Genomic DNA, 20,224 nt, shown 5'->3' with positions numbered 1-20,224 from the left:
CCTCACGGTATTGTTGCATGATCGTAAACCGCTAACAGGATGTTGAAAAACGTTATCGAGGCAGCCGAGACAAGGAAATACCCCGAGGGCACAAGAAACAGGCGAAAAAGCGGAGTTTAGTGAACTAAATGAGCATTTGACTCGCTCCGCTCGCCCCTTCGGGGCCGTGCTAAAGCACGTTCAGCCTTTGGCTGTGAGCCTGTTTTTGACGAGGTATTCGGCAACGCAGATAGATTTTCAACGACCTGTTAGGTCGGTGGCCTTCTGAGTATGGGTGCCGTGAACAGAGCTTCACCTGTTAGGCTGTTTGTCGCTGCTCAAGGTGACGCTGATAAAAATCTGTCAGGCTGAGCCGATTGCTGAGCTGACGATTATGCCGGGGTCGCCGGGGTTAAATTGCCAGTGGCATCGTCGCAGTCCAGTGCACGGCACGGCACGGCAAACGATGAGGCTGACCCTTTTCTCTATTTGTGTCGGTAAACCACGCGCCTGTGCTCAGAACGCGAACACCCTTGAAGGAGCCTCTGCAGCAGAGGCCGGGTGTGTCTGTGTACCGATGACTTTCCCAATAACAGGAGTTCATTACCTTGTCTGCCCAATGTGAGGTCACCCTGAAAAAGTCGGCGGGAGTGCCGATGAGTCTGTTTGAGCGCTATCTGAGTGTGTGGGTTTTTCTGTGCATCGTCCTTGGTATCGCGCTGGGGCAGGGGATGCCAACGGTGTTCCAGTTTGTCGGGCGGCTGGAAATAGCTCAGGTCAATTTGCCCGTAGGGCTGCTGATCTGGGTGATGATCATTCCGATGCTGGTGAAAGTAGACTTTGGCGCCTTGCAGGAGGTGAGACACCACCTGCGGGGCATTGGCGTTACCTTGTTTGTGAACTGGCTGGTCAAACCATTTTCAATGGCCTTGCTGGGCTGGCTGTTCATTCGCCATTTGTTTGCCCCCATGCTCCCGGCTGAACAGCTCGACAGTTACATCGCGGGGCTGATCCTGCTGGCAGCCGCACCCTGCACGGCGATGGTGTTTGTCTGGAGCCGACTGACTCAGGGTGATCCATTGTTCACTCTGTCGCAGGTGGCATTGAACGACAGCATCATGGTCGTCGCCTTTGCCCCGCTGGTGGGTCTGTTGCTCGGGATGTCTGCCATCGCCGTCCCGTGGGACACCCTGCTGACCTCCGTTGTGCTGTACATCGTGGTGCCGGTCATTCTGGCACAGCTGTGGCGCAAACAGCTGCTGGCCAGAGGGCAGGCTGCATTTGATGCTGCCATGGCAAAAATCGGCCCCTGGTCGATGGCGGCTTTACTGGCAACGCTGGTGCTGCTGTTTGCATTTCAGGGAGAGGCGATTCTGCAGCAGCCAGTGGTGATTGCACTACTGGCCGTGCCCATCCTGATTCAGGTGCTGTTCAACTCGGCGCTGGCCTACTGGCTTAACCGCGTGCTGGGAGAGAAGCACAGTGTGGCATGCCCTTCAGCGCTGATCGGCGCGTCCAACTTCTTCGAGCTGGCGGTGGCTGCGGCGATCAGTCTGTTCGGCTTTAACTCGGGCGCAGCACTGGCGACGGTGGTCGGCGTGCTGATCGAAGTGCCGGTGATGCTGCTGGTCGTGCGTGTGGTGAACGGCTCAAAGGCATGGTACGAGGCCAAAGGCTGAAGCGGCGTTCAGCTTCATAGCAGCGCGGTACGTATTAGGCTGCGAATCCGACCCTCTGCGCAACCCTGACCTTAGCCTGACAGATATTTCGGAGCAGGTGTAAGCACTGAACAATGGCTGTCCGATATCACCTCATTACCTAGTAAAAAGCCCGTGTTTCTTACGAAATCACGGGCTTTTTTGTCTTCTGCAACCAGTCAGTTGCCAGGCTCAGTCGATATTCACGCAGAGGGATTCATCCAGCCCCAGCATGATATTGAGGTTTTGTACTGCCGCGCCAGAGGCGCCTTTGCCGAGGTTGTCCAGTTTGGCGACCAGCAGGCTGCGATCGCCTTCCTTGTTGCCATAGACAGAAATCTGCACTTCGTTGCTGCCTTCTACACCGTGAGGGGTGATGAAAGGAGCATTGGCAGGATCAATCTCGTTGTAAGGGTTGACCTTGACGAAGATTTCACCGGCGTAGGCATCGGCCAAGACCTTGTGCAGGGCTTCGCTGCTCTGGCCTTTGGGCAGATGCAGCGGAATCATCACCAGCATGCCCTGAGCGAAGGTGCCTACGCTGGGGATGAAGATGGGCTGATGAGCCAGAGCACTGTGGGTCTGGATCTCCGGTAGGTGCTTGTGGTTGAAGCCCAAGCCGTAAGCGGCAAAGGTTGGCACCTTTTCATCGCTTTCGTAACGTTCGATCATGGGTTTGCCACCACCGGTATAGCCTGAAATGGCATTGATGGTGTACAGGCCTTCGGCGGCCAGAGCACCTGCTTTTACCAGCGGTTGCAGCAGCACGATCGCACCGGTGGCGTAGCAGCCAGGGTTGGAGACGCGGGCAGCACTGGCGATTTTACTGCGCTGTTCGGGGTGAATTTCTGGCAGGCCGTAGACCCAGCCGTCAGCGATACGATGGGCAGAACTGGCATCCAGTACACGGCAGCCCACTTCGCCTGCCAGCAGGGCAGACTCTTTGGAAGCGTCATCAGGCAGGCAGAGGATGGTAACGTCCACTTCGCTCATCAGGCGCTTTTTAGCGTCGATATTGCGTTTTTCAGAAGGATCGATGCTGACAACCTGTACATGAGGGTGGTTAGCCAGGCGCTGTCTTACCTGCAGACCGGTAGTGCCTGATTCGCCGTCGATAAAAACCTTTTTCATATGCGCTCCTTGTACAAAGTGTGAGCTGACTGCCATGGCGTGAAGAGGGCAGCTGGATGTTTTCTGAATCCTGACAAGAGTCGAGCTGCCATGCCTATATTTAGCGGCGAATTGTGTCAAATTCCCGTCATCAGGTACAGCTGCCGACAAAGAATTAGCCCATTGTCAGGCCGCCTCAACTGCCGCTGAGTCATCCTGTGTCAGATTGAGGTATAGCGGCTGCCGAAATAGCGCAGCTGATGATGCCAGAGGTGTTCGTCGCACAGCAGCCCGGGCAGAAACAGCAGGGGAGTAGTCGTACTCATTGCGTTTTTGATCCTGCTGGTTTGACGGTGCCGAATGAGCTTTTACCCGTCCAGGCCAGCAGCAGGCCGATGCTGGCGACGATGATGGTCAGACTGGCGACGGCATTCCAGCCCTGATGCTGCCACAGCCAGCCACTGACAGTGCCGGTGATGCTGGAACCCATGTAATAGAACATCAGGTACAACGATGAGGCGTGGCTCTTGGTTTTGCCAGCCAGTGGGCCGATGCTGCTGCTGGCGACAGAGTGACCCAGGAAGAAGCCGATGGTGATCAGTGAGATGCCGACGATGATCATCGGCAGCCCGGTGTAGAGCGTCGCCACCACACCGAGCAGGGTGGTGATAAAGCTCAGTGCCAGTGTCAGGCGCTTACCCAGTCTCAGAGACAGGTTGCCCGAGTAGGACGATGCTACCATGCCAATGGCATAGGTCAGAAAGATCGTGCTCAGCTGCGTCTGACTCAGATGGTAGGGTGCTGACGACAGGCGAAAGGCAAGGTAGTTGAAGATAGTGACGAACACGCTGGTCAATACAAAGCCAAGGGCATAGATCCGCACCATGGCCGGATTGCGCAGATGCTGCTGCCAGGCCTGCAGATGAAAACTCAGGGGTTTGCGGGGCTGCGGAGTGAAGTTGCGCGAGGGCGGCAGCAACCAGGCAAATCCTGCGGTGGCCAGCAGGCAGGCGGTCGCCAGCATGGCAAGAGCTCCCTGCCATGACACGAATTCAGTGACAAACCCCATTCCAACCCGGCCAATCATGGCGCCGAAACCCGTTCCCGCGATATAGAGCCCCATGGTTTTGCCCAGATGCTCAGGCTCAATCTCTTCGGCCAGATAGGCCATAGCGATGGCGGGGACGCCTCCGAGTACCAGACCTTCCAGCGCGCGGGCAATCAGAAAGGCGTGCCAGTTCGGCGCCAGCGCTGCGATCAGATTCAGTACGCCAGCCAGCGCCATGGAGGTGAACATCAGGCTCTTGCGGCTGAGTGACTGCGACAGCGCGCCGGTCATCAGGATCGACATCGCCAGAAAACCCGTGGTCAGCGACAGTGCCAGCGACGATGCGCCGGGGCTGAGCTGAAAGCTGTGGGCGAACGCGGGCAGCAGCGGCTGCACGCAGTAGATCAGGGAGAAACTGGCGAAACCTGCCAGAAACAGCGCGATTTCTACCTGACGATAAGTTTTGGTGCCTTTGCTGATCCAGTTGGGGGTGTGTACAGCGGGAGAGAGGTCGGAGGTAAGGGTAGACATGATGCGATCCAGCACTGCGGGTGGTATGAGCTGAATTATAGGGATCGGCCCTGTATTGATCTAATATATGGAAGACTCGAATTCGATATGTTTTGGAGATGGAGTGAATGGAGCTGAGACATATTCGTTACTTTCTGGCGGTAGCCGAAGAGCTGAATTTCACCCGTGCCGCTGCACGCATGGGCATTGGTCAGCCGCCGCTCAGCCAGCAGATCAAGGATCTGGAAAATGAAGTCGGGGTGAAGCTGTTCCATCGCATCCCGCAGGGGGCGGAGCTGACCGAGGCCGGTCAGGCCTTTCTGGAGAAAGTGAAAGGCGTACCGGATCTGGTGCAGGATGCTGTGCAGTCCGCGCAGCGCGCAGGCAGGGGTGAGACGGGCACGCTCAATCTGGGGATGACCGGCACGGCAGCGCTGCAACCTTATTTCACTGATGCTATCCGGCGCTTTCGTCGTAGTTTCCCCGATGTTGAGCTGACGCTGGAGGAAGCTAACTCGGTGGGGCTGATCAACGGCCTGATGGACGGTCGGCTGGACGTCGCTATCCTGCGCCCTAACGCAACGGACCCGGAGGAACTGCAGAAATATCAGCTGCTGGAAGAGCCATTGGTGATCGCCTTGCCGGAAGCCTGGGCAAGCAGTGACAGCAGTATGGCGCTGGTGACGCTGCGGGATGCGCCATTAGTGCTGACGCCGCGCAAGGTAGGTATCACTCTGCATGATGAGGCTCTGCGTGCCTGCCGCGATGCAGGCTTTGAACCCGTGATCGGCCAGTCCGCACCGCAGATAGCGTCCATCATGTCGATGGTGGCGGCGGAGCTGGGGTTCTCGCTGGTGCCTGCTTCCATGCAGCAGCTGCAGGTTCAGGGCGTGGTCTTTCGTGCCATCAGTGGCGAGGCGCCGTTGATCGGTCTGACGCTGGCGCATCGCCGCATCGGTGCATCACGAATCACACTGAATTTTGTCCAGCTGCTGCGCCAGCTGGCTCCAACCTATGCCAGTCAGGTGGAGCCGCTGGAAAAGTGAGCGGTAGAACGTAAACGGTAGAAAGGAGCGGGAGCAGGCGAATACGCGCTGTGAGGGGCGTGTTACCTAGGAGCAACGCTACTCCGCCTGACGCAGTTCAATCACTTCGTTGAGCAGTTCATGCAATTGCTGCAGTTTTTCCTGACCGAGACGATCAGTCAGCTGCTTGTAGCGTGACTCCACCTCAGGGCTCAGGTTATCGAAGAAGGCGCGGGCTTCATCCGTCATGCTCAGCAGTACCCGGCGCTGGTCATCTTCCCCCTTGCGCCGTTTGATGTAGCCCTGCGCTTCCAGACGGCTGATGATACCGGTCAGGCTGGGGCTGAGAATGCAGCAGGTGCGCGCCAGTTGTTTGGCTTCCAGTTCCTCATGTTCAAACAGGGCGCGCAGGATGCGCCATTGCTGTTCGGTGATGTTGTTCTCCTGCAGAAACGGGCGGAAAAAAGACATGGCCGCTTCACGGGCTTTCAGCAACTTGAGAGGCAGGGAGTCATCAAACTTGCGCATAGAACTTGGCTCACAATTCGGTTTAGTTCACATCTTAATGAAACTGTAAGGATGTGGCGAGGCAAAATATCGACGCATCAGCCACAGACAGTACGGGCAGCCCCGGAAGACGGGAGCATACTGCTGTGGCTTGTCATGATCAGGAATGAATGCCGCTAATGTCATTAACATCACTGCGGCACAGCGTTGCTGTTCACCAGATAGGCAATAGCACCTGCAACAGCAAGGCCAGCGATAACCGTCAGGCCGATCTTGACCCAGCTCCACGGCCGCTCACCCTGAACCTCACCGGTCTGGGCGTTGACCAGCACCCGATAGACCTCATTACCAAAGCGATAGGCCGAGACCCAGACGGGCAACAGCAGATGTTTAAAGGTGCGGTCGTAGTAGCGACTGTCAACGTTATCGATACGCTGATGATCGCCCCCAATATCCCGACGAATGGTCTGACGGATGGCGTCGTCCATGATGTCTTTGGCATCGTCATAGGCCCGGCGCGCACTGATCTGATAGGTTTCTGTGCGATATCCCACCAGAAACTCATCGCGATAGTCGACCACTTCACTCAGCTCCCAGGGTTGCAGCGCATCCAGTTTGTCACGGGGTAAGCTGCGGCTGCCGGGTACCAGAATGTCATCGAAACTGTTGCTGACTTCACCGCGCACCGAATGCCAGCGGGTGCGGGTTTCTGAGCGCGTGACGGTGTTGCCTTTGCTGTCGGTGCTCTGCACCTGCACGGTGTAATCATCTCCGCGCTGGCCGGTATAACGGCTGTCGGTTTCACAGTCATAGGTCCAGAACGGCAGATAGACGCCCTCGAAACGATCATGACGGGTGGTCTGCCGCTTGAGCTTGTTCGGGGCAAACCACAGCCCTTTCAGCCAGCGGTTGAAGGCGGCCTGCGCCTCCTTGCGCGGGAGGCGAAACGGCAGCACCCCCTGCGGTTTGATCAGCTTGCGGGTTTGCTTTTGTTCCATCACCAGTGCGGTATCGCAGAACGGGCAGCGGCTGGATTGCTGGTCAGGTGCCAGCTGCGTCTCTGCGCCGCAGCCCTGACACTGCAGCACATACTGCTCAAGGGTATCGGTCTGCTGCTCCCGCGATTGCAGGTACAGGTCAAAGTCCTGTTCAGTCTGCGCCTGTTGCTGTGCCGTGGCATCGGCGATGGCCATGGTGTGATCACAGTAGGCGCAGGTCAGGGAGGTGGTGCCGGGCTGGTAGGTCAGCTTGGCACCACAGCCTTCACACTTGATATCCATGCCTCATCACACTCCCGGCAGAGGAGGTGGCATGCTGGCGAACAGCGGGGCCAGTTCAGCCACACTGCCTGCCTCGGCCCAGCTGGCCATGCCCTGACACCAGACCAGTGACGAGCGGGTCATTTCACCGCTGGTGATCTTGCCCTGCAGGGCTGATAGCGGGAAGGGGCCGGTTTGCTGGCCGTTGACGGCAACAAAATAAGGGTGTGCTTGTGGCAGGGGAGGCGGTGTTACCGGGGCCGACGGCTGCGCTGCGCCCTGCTGGGCAGAAGAGGGTTGCGCCATGGCCTGTCCAAGCTGGTTGGCCATGGCAAAGCCCATGCCCATACCGATACCTGCACTGGCGTCACCGCCCGGATTCCTGGCAGCCTGCTCCATGGCATTGGCGGCCTGAAACTGGGTGTACTGCTGCAGATTGCCGATGATGCCCATGGAAGAACGCTTATCCAGCGCGGTTTCCACCTCAGGGGGCAGGGAGATGTTCTCCACCAGAAACTGCTGCAGTTGCAGGCCATACTGCTCGAAGTCCGGGTTCATCCGTTCACGCATCAGCGCCGACAGCTCATCGTAGTTGGCCGCAAGATCAAGCACGGGGATGCGACTCTCTGCCACTGCGTCAGAGAAACGGGTGACCGCCAGCGTTTTCAGCTGTGAGTGAATATTGTCGAGGGTGAAATGGCCGTTGGTGCCGACGATTTCCATCAGCAGTTTTTCTGGCTCAGTCACCTTGATACTGAAGTTACCGAAAGCACGCAGGCGCAGCGGACCGAATTCAGGGTCACGCAGCATGATGGGGTTCTGGGTGCCCCATTTGTTGTCGGTAAAGGTGCGCAGGTTGATAAAGTAGACTTCGGCCTTGAACGGAGAATGGAAACCGTATTTCCAGCCACGCAGGGTACTGAGAATCGGCATGTTCTCCGCCTGCAGCTCATACATGCCCTGCTGGAAAATGTCCGCGATCTTGCCCTGATCAACGAAAATCGCCACCTGCTGCTGGCGGACGATCAGTTTGGCACCGTATTTGATCTCGTTTTCGTAACGCTCGAAGCGCCACACCAGAGTGTCATCGCTGTCGTCAGTCCACTCGACGATGTCGATAAACTCGCCAGTGATCTTATCCCAAAATCCCATGGTAAGACTCCTGCTCAGGCTGCCCGTATTGGTAGCAGGAAAGTGTATAGGAATTGGCAGGGATGTCAGCTGATGAGCAAGGTACGAAAAGCAATAGACGTGCGGTGGTGGTAAAGTCTCCTGCGCCGGGCCTATCTGTTTTACGGGCCCGAGTGAAGGGCATCTGATAGTTGACAAGGAGCGTGTATGCCGACCCCATCAGCACAGGAAACCGCCGCACAGCAGCTGACAGAGCCAGAACCTTTAGCGAAGCTGCTGCCCCATTTTCGCTTTGAGGAAGTGCACAGCCTTGTGATTGATGCGCCTGCCGCCGAGGTCATGCAGGCAGTGGTGGGGCAGAGTATGGACGATGACCGTCTGACGCAGACGCTGCTGAAAGTCAGAACGGCACTGGTGCGCAGATTGCCTCGTTATCGTCATGTCAGAGCCTTTGGCCTGCACAGTTTCACGCCCTTGCATCGGTCTGCCGACTGGTATTGCCTCGGGTTGGCGGGGCGGTTCTGGCGGCTGGATTTTGGCCTCGATACCATTACCACGCCTCAGGATTTCATGCTTTATCAGCGCAATGCCAGGCTGGTGCTGGCATTTCATGCTGAAGCAATCAATGACACCTCTACCTGTCTTACCACTGTCACGCGGATTCAAACCTTCGATGCCATGGCCACGCTGATGATGAGGCTCTACTGGCTGGCGATTCGCCCGGCCAGTGGTCTGATCAGAATGCGCATGTTGCGGCGGATCAAGCGTCAGGTTGAGTAGTTAAACGGGTAATTCTGCGCACAGCTCCAGGTGCGGTGGTGCAGATTCTTGGGGTTGGAGTGAATAGGCACAAGCAATGCTGGCCACCATTCACTCGCCTGCTTGAATTAACCGGGCCAGAAAGGGATTGTAGGGCACTGCTCAGTCAGCCGTACCGGCCATTTTCTCTACCAGATAATCAACGAATACCCGCACCCGGGCGGGCATGTTCTTGCCGCCGATAAAGACCGCGTGAATCACTTCGCGATCCTGCGGATTGAAGCCTTCCAGCAGCGGCACCAGTCGGCCACTGGCCAGCGCTTCCTTGATGTGGAAGTTGCCGACCCGGGTAATACCCATGCCTTGCAGCGCCAGTTCAACCAGCGTTTCGCCGTTATTGGCGGTGAGATTGCCTTTGACGGGCAACATGAACTCTTCGCCATCCTGCCGAAAGGGCCAGCCCGGCTCAAGGCGGCGGAAGCTGAAATCCAGACAGTTGAAATGTTGCAGATCGGCCGGGGTCTGCGGTATGCCGGCGTGGGCCAGATACTCCGGGGAGGCCACCACTGTGCGGCCCGTATCGCCCAGACGGCGGGCATTCAGGGTGCTGTCAGGGAGCTGTCCAAAGCGGATGGCGACGTCGGCCTCGCCTCCCTGCACATCGCTGATCAGATCACTGACTTCCACTTCGATGCGGATATCGGGATAGCGAGCAAGAAACTCGCCCAGCAACGGCACAATGGTCAGGCGGCTATGGGCCGTTGCCGTGCTGACTTTGATCAGCCCGCTGGGGCGGGCACGGTTGGCGATGGCCTCTTCGGTATTTTCCAGATCTGTGAGAATCCGGCGTGCTGCCAGCGCATAGGATTCGCCTTCACTGGTCAGGCGCAGTGCACGTGTAGTGCGAATAATCAGTTGTACGCCCAGCCGCTTCTCGATGCGGCTGACTATCCGGCTGACTGCCGACGGCGTCAGATCAAGCGCGCGGGCCGCGCCGCTCAGGCTGCCAGCGCAGGCAATGGCGAGAAAGGTTTCCAGCTCAGCCGTCTTGTCGGTTCTTCCTGTTTTCATTTTTGATTTATTCGCAAAAGTGAATGACCGCAATCATGGCTACTCAGGCTTTTGCCCGTCAACTATATTCCGTCCAAGCAAAAATATTGCGCACATGCACAAATTCAACGAGGTTCATCATGAAGATAAATCCGCCCTTACTGGCACTGGCCGTCGGTGCCTTCGGCATAGGGGTGACGGAGTTTTCCCCCATGGGTATGTTGCCGGTGATCGCCAACGATCTCGGTGTATCCATTCCGGTTGCTGGTCTGCTGATCAGCGCATACGCCTTCGGTGTGCTGGTCGGCGCGCCGATCATGACGCTGCTGTTTGCCAATATGTCCCGTCGCCGCCTGCTGTTGCTGTCTATGGCTATCTTTACGGTTGGTAATTTTATCTCGGCGCTGGCTGACAGTTACGCCGCGCTGATGGTCGGCCGTATCATCACGTCCTTCAACCATGGTGCGTTCTTCGGTGTCGGTGCCGTGGTTGCCACCAATATCGTGCCGCCGGACAAGCGCGCCGGTGCTGTGGCTGCCATGTTCTCCGGGCTGACCATCGCGACGGTGGGTGGTGTCCCTCTGGCGACCCTTATTGGTGAAACCATTGGTTGGCGTATTGCCTTCTTCGGTATCGCCGTGATTGGTGTCATTACCATGGTGGCGCTGCGGGTGTCCTTGCCACCGCTGGCCAACGAAGGCAAAGCCGATATGCGGGCCGAGCTTAAAGTGCTGGGCAAAGGCCCGGTGCTGGCGGCACTGCTGCTGACGGTGGTCAGCTCCAGCGCCATGTTTACCGTGTTTACCTATATCGCGCCGATTCTGCGAGAAGAGACGCAGGCATCTACCTTCTTTGTCACCTCCATGCTGGTGCTGTACGGGCTGGGTCTGACCGTGGGCAACATTCTGGGCGGTCGCTTCGCTGACAAGTCGCTGGACGGCACGCTGATCGCGTCCTTGCTGGCTGTTACTGTGCTGCTGGTGATCTTTGCCAGCACCATGCAGTCAGAGTGGATGGTCGCGCCGTTGATTTTCTTCTGGGGTGTGGCGAGCTTTGCGCTGGTGCCACCGTTGCAGTCGATGGTCGTACAGGAAGCCGCAGAGGCGCCCAATCTGGCCTCTGCCATGAATATCGGTGCCTTTAACCTGGGTAATGCCATTGGTGCGGCACTGGGTGGCGGGGTGATCAGTATGGGTCTTGGTTTGCCTGCTGTGTCACTGGCAGGTGCAGCAACGGCAGTGGTCGGGCTGATCATGCTGCTGTTGATTCGCCGTGGGCGCGGCAGTGCCACTGTCGTTGCCGAAGCCTGTTAACGGGACGCGATGACGGAATCCGTTCGTCAGCAACGGGTTCTGCAAACAAAAACGGCGCGATGGTAAAACATCGCGCCGTTTTTTCAGCTGTGCGGCCAGATCGCCGTTTTGACCGGCAGTGGATGTTTATGCCCTGAAGGCACTGGCAATCATCTCCAGCAACGCTTCTTTGTCCTGATACAGGGCGCCACCACTGATCACGCCGTACTGATCGCCTTTATTCACTACCAGCTGCGGTACGCCCTGAATACCCAGCTGCTGCATAAATTGCTGGGCTTGCCCGATACGGGCATCACGCTGAGCGACTACGGTGCTGTCCTGTAGTTTTTCCAGCCATTCCTGCCGGGACAGGCTGATGCCCTGTGTCTCTGCCACCTGCTGGCATATCGCGGCGACATTTTCCGCCTTGCTGGTATCCACTCCCTCTACATAGCGCGCCAGCTGCAGGGCATGTAGCACCTGTGCTTCCAGCGCCGGAGCCATAGCCGCAGCGGCGGTCATGGCCAGACTGGCGTAACCCGAATCAAAGCGAACATCTTTACCGTGCAGCACCTGCTGCAAATAGGCCTCGGTAAAACGCTGGCCAGTCATCTTCTCGATGCGCTGGTCGTTCTGCCAGGCATAGTCAGCAAAGTCGCGGCTCATGGGGCGTGCACCCTGACCAGAGAACAGGCCGGAAGGCATCAGCTGCAGTTGTTGCGGGTAGTGTTCAGCCAGAGCGGCGAGGGCAGGGGCACTGGCATAGCACCAGCCACAGAGAGGATCGAAGAAGTACAGCAGGCGCAGTTCGCTCACGTTGTGGTCCTATTTGAACAGCCAGACAGAGTGAAGAGGGTAGTGCCCAGTGTAAAGCAGCATTGCACAGGCAAATAGCGCAGATCAGTTAAGGGATTGTTGCGTATCCAGAGCGAATAAAATGGGAACTGGCCCGGTTGAGCGTAGCCTGTGCTTATAACCTCTCTCTTTTGGCTGATACTCGGGCGGTACGCTTTTGTGTAACGTGACTGAGCACGTATTCACGAGCTGTGTGTTGACACCAAGTAATCGCAAGAGGGAATTGCAATGAAGAAAGCCACACTGGCATTTGCTGTACTGTCTGCCGTCGGGCTGATCGGGACGGCTCAGGCAGAGCAGGAGCCCGGTCTCTGGGCGGTATATAACTCCGCGTTGAAGAATGCCCGCTATGTCGATCTCACCCATACCATCACGCCACACATTCCGGTGTGGGCCGGTTTCAGTGACTCCAGCTTTGCCCCGGCTAAAGCCGGCGTGGATATGGAGGGCTTTGCCAGCAAAGGGGAAGCCTACACCTATGCCAAACATGGTTTTGAGGCGACCGAATATGTCCTTAAAACCGATCAGCTCGGCACTCAACTCGACCCTCCCGCACACTGGGCACCTGAATACGCTGCCATTGATGAAATTCCGGCGTCTTATGCCGTGCGGCCGCTGGTGGTGATTTCCATTGTGGATCAGGTCAGCAAAGACCCCAATTACGCGCTGCAGGTGGCTGATATTGAAGCCTGGGAAAAACAGCATGGCACCATTCCTGCCGGGTCCGTGGTGTTTGTGCGTTCTGACTGGTCCAAACGCTGGCCTGACCCTGAGCTGGCCAAACTGACACAGTTCCCCGGTGTCTCACTGGCAGCGCTTAAGTTTCTGCACGAGCAGCGTCATATTCTGTTCCATGGCCACGAGCCACTGGATACCGACTCTACCCCCAACCTCGAAGGAGAGCACTGGCTGATGCATAACGGCTATGCGCAGGCTGAAGGCATCGCCAATCTGGATAAGGTGCCGGAGACGGGCGCACTGGTGGCTATTGGCTACCCGAAATTCGGTGGCGGGCTGGGTGGCTATGCACGGTATATCGCCATCTGCCCGGCGGACTGGCAATACGGCGTCAAAGCAGGGGAAGGGGACGTGCCTTTACCCAAATTTGATAAGCCGCTGCATTACGACGAGCAGCAGGGGATGCGTATCCGTTAACCTGCCTCTTTGACGTTACTTTTTCCGGGCCGGAGCAGCGATCTGCTCCGGCTTTTTTCTTTCTGTTAGTGCTCATTTCTCATTGATTTGACGGAACTTTTTATTCTTATTTTCCACCCGAAGGTCAAATTTCCTACTTCACAAACGTTTATATAAATACAAGTTGAAATGAGAAGCCTTAGCATTCATAGTTTGCCGTCCCTAATTCTTGCTCAGTGTGAATGGACGCCCGTCGGTGAAAAATGCAGCCATTTTTCCTGCGGCAACGCTGAGCAGATCACCGGCACAGGTTGAGCCGGGAACGATAGCAAAGAGTGAAGTCAGTGCTGCAAGGCACGTCTAAGGAGTCTTCAATGAAGTGGAATAAGGTTGCCGCCAAGGCATTGCTGGGTCTGGCTGTTCTGGCGAATGCCTCCTGGGCCAAAGAAGTCACAGTGACTGACGTCGCCGGTCGCAGTGTGGTGGTGGATGTGCCGGTCAACAAGGTAATTCTGGGCGAAGGCCGTCAGATTTATCTGGTCAGTGCCCTTGACCGTGATAACCCCTTCAAGCGCGTCGTTGGCTGGCGTGAAGACTTCTCTCAGGCCGACCCGGACAACTACGCCATCTACCTGAAAAAGTTCCCGCAGATGGCTTCAATCCCCACGTTTGGCGGCTTCAAGGACAGCAGCTTTGACGTCGAGCAGGCGGTTAGTCTCAATCCTGATGTGATGCTGCTGAACATCGAGGCAAAAAAAGCCACTGAAGATGCCAAGTACATCGAAAAGCTGGCCGCGGCGGGCATTCCTGTGGTGTACGTCGACTTCCGCGAGCATCCCTTCACCAACACTGAGCCGAGCATGCGTCTGATCGGTGAGCTGTTTGGCGAAGAACAGAAAGCCGATGACTTCATCAAATTCCGTGAAGAACAGATCGCCCGGGTCACCGATGTGATTGCCAAAGCCAATCCTGCGCGGCCTAAAGTGCTGATTGATCGCGCTGGTGGTTACTCTGACGACTGCTGCATGAGCTTCGGTGACGACAACTTCGGCAAGTTTGTTGAAATGGCCGGCGGCACCAACATCGCCAAGGGCATTATCCCCGGCACCTTCGGCACCCTTAACCCTGAGCAGATTATTGCTGCCAACCCCGATCAGGTGATCGTCACGGGGGGGATGTGGGATGCCTATGTGCCCGGTGGTAACTGGGTCGGTGTTGGCCCCGGCGCCAACCTGCAGGAAGCCCGACGCAAGCTGGAAAACCTGACTAAGCGCGTGGCGATGACTGGTATTCCTGCCGTCGAACACCAGCAGTTCCATGCCATCTGGCACCAGTTCTACAACAGCCCCTATCAGTTCGTAGCGATCCAGCAGATGGCCAAGTGGCTGCATCCTGATCTGTTTGCTGATCTGGATCCTGAAGCCACCTTCAGGGAACTGCACGAGAAGTTCCTGCCCGTGGATTATGTATCGGGCTACTGGGTGTCGCTGAAAGATGCCAAGTAATACTTCAGGGATTGCGGCTCAGGCCGCGAGTGAAGTCGGAGCGGGGCGTGGTCACTACCACGCTCTGGTCTGGCGCAGGCAGCTGATTCTGGCGGCTATGGCTATCGCGCTGCTGGCCTGCCTGTGTGTGGATCTGGCACTGGGGCCGTCAAACTATGCGCTGGCCGATGTCGTCAAAGCCTTCTATGCCCCGGAAGAGGTCTCTATCCAGATTCGCGTGGTGCTGTGGGAAATCCGCATGCCCATCGCGTTGATGGCGATTGTTGTCGGCGCCGCACTGTCGGTGGCTGGCGCGCAGATGCAGACCATCCTCAATAACCCGCTGGCCAGCCCTTTTACGCTAGGGATCTCGGCTGGCGCCAGCTTTGGTGCGGCACTGGCGCTGGCCTTTGGTGTGGCGTTGTTCCCGTTTGTCGGGGCGCTGGATTATCTGGTGCCGATCAACGCCTTTATCGTGGCGATGCTGACGGCCGGGCTGATTCATCTGGTCAGCATGCGTCGCGGCGTATCGGTACAGACCATCGTATTGCTGGGTATTGCGCTGGTGTTCTGCTTTAACGCCTTGCTGGCGCTGGTGCAGTTCTTCGCCTCGCAGCAGGCCATGGCGGCCGTGGTGTTCTGGACCATGGGCAGCCTGACCAAGGCGACCTGGCCCAAGTTCTGGATTACGCTGGCGATTCTGCTGGCAGTCATGCCGATTTTTGTCAAACGTGCCTGGGCCTTGACGGCCATGCGGCTGGGGGATGCCAAGGCGGAAAGCTTCGGGGTGAATATTTCCCGCATTCGTCTGGAAACCCTGTTGCTGGTGAGTCTGCTGGCAGCCATTCCGGTGTCCTTTGTCGGCACTATCGGCTTTGTCGGTCTGGTCGGCCCGCATATCGCGCGGATGCTGATCGGCGAAGACCAGCGCTTCTTTATGCCTGCCGCGGCGTTGTGCGGGGCGTTGCTGCTGTCAGCCAGTTCCATTGTTTCCAAGATGCTGATCCCCGGCACCATTTTCCCGATCGGCGTGGTGACCTCACTGGTCGGTATTCCGTTCTTCGTCTCGCTCATCCTCAGTAATCAGAAGCGACCATGGTAAGCATTCAGTTAGAAGAGATTGGTGCGAAGTACGGCCGCACCCAGATTCTCAGCGGTATCTCCACGCCGCAGTTCAATGCCGGTGAGGTAATCGCCCTGATCGGCCCCAATGCGGCAGGCAAGTCCACGCTGTTCCGGCGTATGGCAGGCCTGTTCGCCGGGCCGGGAACGGTGATCCTCGGGGCTGATATGAGCGCTGCGGCCATCTGCTATATGCCGCAGGATACGTCCTCCAGCGCCTTGCTCAGTGTCTATGAAGCGGTCGTACTGGCGCGAAAGCAGGGCAGTTCACTGCGCGTATCGCCGGAGGATCTGGCCATTGTTGACAGCACCATGGCCGCACTGGGCATCACGGAGCTGAGTGAGCGCAATGTGTCTGACCTGAGTGGCGGCCAGCGGCAACTGGTCGGCGTCGCCCAGACGCTGGTGCGTGAGCCGAAAGTGCTGCTGATGGATGAGCCGACGTCTGCCCTTGATCTGCACCGTCAGATCGAAGTGCTGGCGCTGGTGCGCGAGCTGGCACAGCAACGGGGGATGATCATCTTTATCGCGCTGCATGACCTGAATCATGTGCTGCGCTTCACCGACAAGGCCATGGTGGTCGCCGGTGGCGGTCTGGTGGCCTGCGGTACCGTTGAAGAGATCATCACGCCTGCCATGCTGCGCCGGGTGTATCAGGTGGAGGCGCGAATTGAGAGCTGCTCCCGTGGCCTGCGTCACGTCATCGTCGATGGGGTGGTGAGCGAGAAGGTTAAAATGGCGGTGGCCTGATCGGTCAGTAGTCATCAGTGCAAGGCAAACGGCCAGCATCGCGGAGGTGCTGGCCGTTTTTTTGTTCTGCCTTTCAGCCACAGTTCAGCGGGGCAGCTGACTGATCTCCGCCAGAGCCTGTTGCAGCGCAGGGGAAGCACCGTACAGCGGCATATACCCCTGCAACAGCACCTGCGCACTGCGCTGATATGCCGACTGCTGGATGTCGATGCCTTCAGGTGTGTGCCGGGCAATCACGCTGGCGCCCAGAATACCTGCGGGGTTCTCGATACCAATAAACTGTTCGGTGGCCTCGGCACTCAGCGATTTACCGGCGATGTCATGGGCCACGCTACCGGGGATCAGCGTCGCCGCGGCCAGACAGCAACCACCGGACACCGCCATGGAGTTATGGCCGGTTTGCGGGGTGAAGTAGCGCACGGCAATATCACCGCCGTCCCGCGGCGCGGCAACAATACAAACCTTGGGAATGGTTTCACTGGCTGCCAGTTCATCTGCGGTCAGCAGGCGGCCATCCTTGTGGCGCAGCTGCATCTTCAAACCGGCTGCCGTCCAGATCACTTTCAGACGGGTCATAAAATGCGGGTCAGCTTCCAGCGCCTGCATCGTCTCCGTGGCCGTCTTGCCCATATCTTCTGCACGAATAATCACCATGGGCACGGCGACATCGACACAGCTCACCCGGCAGCCATCAATCACGTCTGTGGCATTACCGGTGGGGAGCAGGGTGCCGGTTTTGGCACCGACAGGGTTGTGCAGAAACAGATCCACCGCCGGGTGCAATCCCATCACACCGGGTATTTCCGCGGTGCTGAACTGGCCATCACTATCGATCACCACCCGCGAGGTGGTGCTGACGCCGGTATTGGTATTGAAAATTTCCAGGGTATGGGCGCCTGCTGCACTGGCGTCGATCTGGCCAGTATGAATGGCCCAGATTTGCAGGGCCGATGACATATTGCCGCAGTTGACGCTCCAGTCGATACGACCGTGCTCAGCGGCCAGTTGTGCCAGCGTACTGACCAGCCGCAGACCCTGATCCGACTGCTCAAGGGTGGCAAAAAAGACCTTGTTGCTGGTGGCGGGGCCACGTCCAAGGCCGGTGATCTGCCGGTTGCCCGGCTGCTCGCCAATAAGGGGAACGCCCATCAGATGGCGCAGCAGTTCTTCCCGCAGTTCGGTCTGCCGCGGGGCAATATCTTCCCAGATCACCAGCCCGGTAGAGGTGCCACCACGCATATGGTGAACGGGAAACTCCCAGATGTTGTTGTGTTTTTTGGGGTAGAGCATGGCTCGGCCTCAGTCTCAGTAGTGGAAGTGTTTTAGTTATGGGTGGCTTTGTTGCGCAAATCGGAACGGGTTCCCCTGCAGTAGAATGAAGGCATGAACAAGCCTGCCTCCCCGAAGTACAAGACAACGAACTGGAAGTTCTACAACGCCGCGCTCAAAGCGCGTGGGTCATTGATGATCTGGCTGGACCGGGACATGACCTTTTATGCAACAAAGCCGTTATGTGTGCAAACGGCATATCCCAACTGCTGTAGTCGGCTCAGCACCATTGGCATAGCCAGAGTACCTAAAGGAATGAGTTGGCGTTTCTTCCCGTCCAGCGTGTTGATGTAGAGCTTTCCGGAATGAACCACCGGCCCCATCCCCCATTTTTTGCTGGCGTCATAGCTGAGACTGGCAATGGTACTTTTCTGATAGTGGAAATTCTGGGGGTGTGATGTGAGAAAGTCGGCATCATCAATACTGAACCATCGGGCTCTATCAATCTGCTGTTCAGAGAAAAGATCATAGCCATTCCCTGTTTTAGAGGCTCGGGCAACACTGGGTTGGTGCGCGGAGATCATGCCACCCAGCAGGCTGCCGTAGATGCCTTCTGCAGTGATGATGATCTCGAACGAGCGATTGAGTATCAGAAAGTAGTACTCCATTGCTGCAAAATGCAGATGGTCAGGCTCTGGCCTTCTGGCGTTATCCCGGGCGACGTCGATGGAGATGGCTATTTCCATTCCGTTATCCTTTTGTGCGGACTTCAGGGATGAGCAACCTATTGAACTAGTGTCAGGCTGAATAATTTACCTATTTCAGAAACCAGGCAAAACGCTCTTTTGTGCTATCGGCTCGATATTTTCAGCCCAGAGGCATATAAGCCAGAGAGAAGGCAGATATGGATTTGATCAAGGCAATCGACGTACTCCAATGGCAACTACCCGCTCATCTGGAGGGGGTAGATAACTTTAGCCAGCTTGCCTTTGAACATGGCTCCCTGCTGCAGCTGGTTCACTGCGCTCTGGCTGCCGGGTACTGGCAGCACGGTGAGTTTCTGCTGATTGATGATGCACCCGATGCCATCGGGCTGGATGTGTATGAAGCGGGTCATAAAATCATGCAGATCTTTATTGCCTCGGAAGCGTCCGACGGCCCTGTTCGCTACAGCCTTTTTCACCATACCGACTGGAATGCCTGCCGCAATGTCACGCTGAGTGAGGCAGTGTCTTTGCTTTAGCAGCGGGAGTCGCAACAACGAGCCGGATTTCGTTATGTTCCCTGATCTGCCGGTTGGCATGAACGGCTGGTGCTGTCTTGGTCGCTATTGTCCAGCCGTTGTTTTGCACCTATATGCTTGCCGAAGCCAACAATAAGGAGCCAACCGCGTGTCTCAACATGTGATACCCAGCAGTGCAACAGAGGTTCTGGATATCGACATCCTCTCAGCTGACGGCAACATTTCGGCGAGGTGTTGGAGCGTCGCCGATGCTGACTCGGCACTGGCACCCATTATTCTGCTGCATGACTCCCTTGGTAGCGTCGCGTTGTGGCGTGAGTTTCCGGCGCATCTGGCTGAGGCTACACAGCGTCGGGTTATCGCCTATGACCGCCTGGGCTTTGGCTTGTCAGACCGCTATCCCGGTGCCTTGCCGCTGGACTTTATTGAACGTGAAGTGACAACCAGCTTCGCTGCTGTTGTAAAGCATCTGCAGATCGAGCGCTTTATCGTGCTAGGCCACAGTGTGGGCGGCTGCATGGCCGTCAATATTGCCGCAGCCTGTGCAGAGCGTTGTGAGGGGTTGATCACGATTGCCACCATGACCTTTGTGGAGCAGCAGGTGCTGGATGGTATTCGCGATGCGCAGCAGCTGTTTGCCCAGCCGGGGCAACTGGAAAAGCTGGAGAGGTACCACGGCGGTAAGGCCCGCTGGGTGCTGGATTCCTGGATCAACACCTGGACGTCTGAGGATTTCGCCGACTGGAGTCTGGATCAGGTGCTCCCTCAGGTACGCTGCCCCACACTATCGATTCATGGCGAGAAGGATGAATACGGCAGCCTGCTGCATCCCGAGCGTATCGTCAGTCGTGTGGCCGCTGCAGCGACGCTGGTGGAGTTGCATGACTGCGGGCATGTCCCCCATCGGGAGAAGGAAGGCCCGGTACTGCGGGCTATTGGCCACTGGCTGGAACAAAACCAGACTTCCTCAGTGACCGGGTGATGGTGACAGTGGCAATCA

The 20,224-nt window shown here is 57.2% G+C and carries 19 protein-coding genes and 1 pseudogene; 11 read left to right on the top strand and 9 right to left on the bottom strand.

Annotation, left to right across the window (positions count from 1 at the left end):
- Positions 1-587 precede the first annotated feature (587 nt).
- Positions 588-1,658 (top strand): ACR3 family arsenite efflux transporter, encoded by a 1,071-nt coding sequence (gene arsB, locus WH50_RS17450; protein ID WP_459536947.1) that lies wholly within the window; start codon positions 588-590, stop codon positions 1,656-1,658.
- 210 nt (positions 1,659-1,868) lie between these two features.
- Here the strand turns inward: arsB and argC are convergent, their stop codons facing one another.
- Entirely contained in the window at positions 1,869-2,807 is a 939-nt protein-coding gene (gene argC / locus WH50_RS17445) for an N-acetyl-gamma-glutamyl-phosphate reductase (RefSeq protein ID WP_110188548.1), read from the bottom strand.
- Between the two features lie 301 nt (positions 2,808-3,108).
- On the bottom strand, positions 3,109-4,365 hold the full coding sequence (locus WH50_RS17440; protein WP_110188546.1) for an MFS transporter: 1,257 nt from the start codon (positions 4,363-4,365) through the stop codon (positions 3,109-3,111).
- Positions 4,366-4,472: 107 nt separating this feature from the next.
- On the opposite strand from WH50_RS17440, the gene WH50_RS17435 reads away from it, so the two are divergent.
- Positions 4,473-5,390 (top strand): LysR family transcriptional regulator, encoded by a 918-nt coding sequence (locus WH50_RS17435; RefSeq protein ID WP_110188537.1) that lies wholly within the window; start codon positions 4,473-4,475, stop codon positions 5,388-5,390.
- Positions 5,391-5,468: 78 nt separating this feature from the next.
- Here the strand turns inward: WH50_RS17435 and hpaR are convergent, their stop codons facing one another.
- The 3 genes from hpaR to WH50_RS17420 form a co-directional block, all read right to left on the bottom strand.
- Entirely contained in the window at positions 5,469-5,897 is a 429-nt protein-coding gene (gene hpaR / locus WH50_RS17430) for a homoprotocatechuate degradation operon regulator HpaR (protein ID WP_110188535.1), read from the bottom strand.
- 170 nt (positions 5,898-6,067) lie between these two features.
- Positions 6,068-7,156, bottom strand: a complete 1,089-nt coding sequence (locus WH50_RS17425) for a TFIIB-type zinc ribbon-containing protein (protein ID WP_110188533.1) — start codon at positions 7,154-7,156, stop codon at positions 6,068-6,070.
- A gap of 6 nt (positions 7,157-7,162) precedes the next feature.
- Entirely contained in the window at positions 7,163-8,287 is a 1,125-nt protein-coding gene (locus WH50_RS17420; protein WP_110188531.1) for an SPFH domain-containing protein, read from the bottom strand.
- A 186-nt stretch (positions 8,288-8,473) separates the two neighbouring features.
- Between WH50_RS17420 and WH50_RS17415 the strand changes: the two genes are divergently transcribed.
- On the top strand, positions 8,474-9,046 hold the full coding sequence (locus WH50_RS17415) for a hypothetical protein (protein ID WP_110188530.1): 573 nt from the start codon (positions 8,474-8,476) through the stop codon (positions 9,044-9,046).
- A 141-nt stretch (positions 9,047-9,187) separates the two neighbouring features.
- On the opposite strand, the gene WH50_RS17410 is transcribed toward WH50_RS17415, so the two are convergent.
- Positions 9,188-10,096, bottom strand: coding sequence for a LysR family transcriptional regulator (locus tag WH50_RS17410; RefSeq protein ID WP_110188528.1), 909 nt, complete (start codon positions 10,094-10,096; stop codon positions 9,188-9,190).
- 119 nt (positions 10,097-10,215) lie between these two features.
- Here WH50_RS17410 and WH50_RS17405 point away from each other — a divergent pair, with 119 nt between their 5' ends.
- Positions 10,216-11,388 carry an MFS transporter gene (locus WH50_RS17405; RefSeq protein WP_110188526.1) on the top strand — a complete coding sequence of 391 codons (1,173 nt, stop codon included), beginning with the start codon at positions 10,216-10,218 and terminating at the stop codon, positions 11,386-11,388.
- Between the two features lie 126 nt (positions 11,389-11,514).
- Here the strand turns inward: WH50_RS17405 and WH50_RS17400 are convergent, their stop codons facing one another.
- Complete coding sequence (locus WH50_RS17400; RefSeq protein ID WP_110188525.1) at positions 11,515-12,183, bottom strand: DsbA family protein; 669 nt, start codon at positions 12,181-12,183, stop codon at positions 11,515-11,517.
- Positions 12,184-12,450: 267 nt separating this feature from the next.
- Between WH50_RS17400 and WH50_RS17395 the strand changes: the two genes are divergently transcribed.
- From WH50_RS17395 to WH50_RS17380, 4 genes are all read left to right on the top strand, one after another.
- Entirely contained in the window at positions 12,451-13,377 is a 927-nt protein-coding gene (locus WH50_RS17395) for a cyclase family protein (RefSeq protein ID WP_110188523.1), read from the top strand.
- A gap of 353 nt (positions 13,378-13,730) precedes the next feature.
- Positions 13,731-14,861 (top strand): ABC transporter substrate-binding protein, encoded by a 1,131-nt coding sequence (locus WH50_RS17390; protein ID WP_110188522.1) that lies wholly within the window; start codon positions 13,731-13,733, stop codon positions 14,859-14,861.
- Complete coding sequence (locus WH50_RS17385) at positions 14,851-15,942, top strand: FecCD family ABC transporter permease (RefSeq protein ID WP_110188520.1); 1,092 nt, start codon at positions 14,851-14,853, stop codon at positions 15,940-15,942. The genes WH50_RS17390 and WH50_RS17385 overlap by 11 nt, the downstream gene beginning before the upstream one ends.
- On the top strand, positions 15,936-16,712 hold the full coding sequence (locus tag WH50_RS17380) for an ABC transporter ATP-binding protein (RefSeq protein WP_104157156.1): 777 nt from the start codon (positions 15,936-15,938) through the stop codon (positions 16,710-16,712). The genes WH50_RS17385 and WH50_RS17380 overlap by 7 nt, the downstream gene beginning before the upstream one ends.
- An 84-nt stretch (positions 16,713-16,796) precedes the next feature.
- Here the strand turns inward: WH50_RS17380 and WH50_RS17375 are convergent, their stop codons facing one another.
- Entirely contained in the window at positions 16,797-18,002 is a 1,206-nt protein-coding gene (locus tag WH50_RS17375) for a PrpF domain-containing protein (protein ID WP_207780368.1), read from the bottom strand.
- A gap of 93 nt (positions 18,003-18,095) precedes the next feature.
- Here WH50_RS17375 and WH50_RS17370 point away from each other — a divergent pair.
- Positions 18,096-18,212, top strand: a pseudogene (locus WH50_RS17370) (IS5/IS1182 family transposase); the annotation flags it as partial.
- Here the strand turns inward: WH50_RS17370 and WH50_RS26380 are convergent.
- Positions 18,206-18,727: a hypothetical protein gene (locus WH50_RS26380; protein WP_165838458.1), complete on the bottom strand. Its 522-nt coding sequence runs from the start codon at positions 18,725-18,727 to the stop codon at positions 18,206-18,208. The pseudogene WH50_RS17370 and the gene WH50_RS26380 overlap by 7 nt on opposite strands.
- A gap of 158 nt (positions 18,728-18,885) precedes the next feature.
- Between WH50_RS26380 and WH50_RS17365 the strand changes: the two genes are divergently transcribed.
- Complete coding sequence (locus WH50_RS17365; protein WP_110188519.1) at positions 18,886-19,224, top strand: hypothetical protein; 339 nt, start codon at positions 18,886-18,888, stop codon at positions 19,222-19,224.
- A 148-nt stretch (positions 19,225-19,372) separates the two neighbouring features.
- A complete protein-coding gene (locus tag WH50_RS17360; protein WP_243410152.1) occupies positions 19,373-20,206 on the top strand; it encodes an alpha/beta fold hydrolase in 834 nt (277 codons plus the stop codon).
- The last annotated feature ends 18 nt before the right edge of the window (positions 20,207-20,224 follow it).

The sequence above is a fragment of the Pokkaliibacter plantistimulans genome (assembly GCF_003194385.1).
Taxonomy (GTDB): Bacteria; Pseudomonadota; Gammaproteobacteria; order Pseudomonadales; family Balneatricaceae; genus Pokkaliibacter; species Pokkaliibacter plantistimulans.
This window is presented reverse-complemented; position numbering and strand designations above follow the sequence as displayed.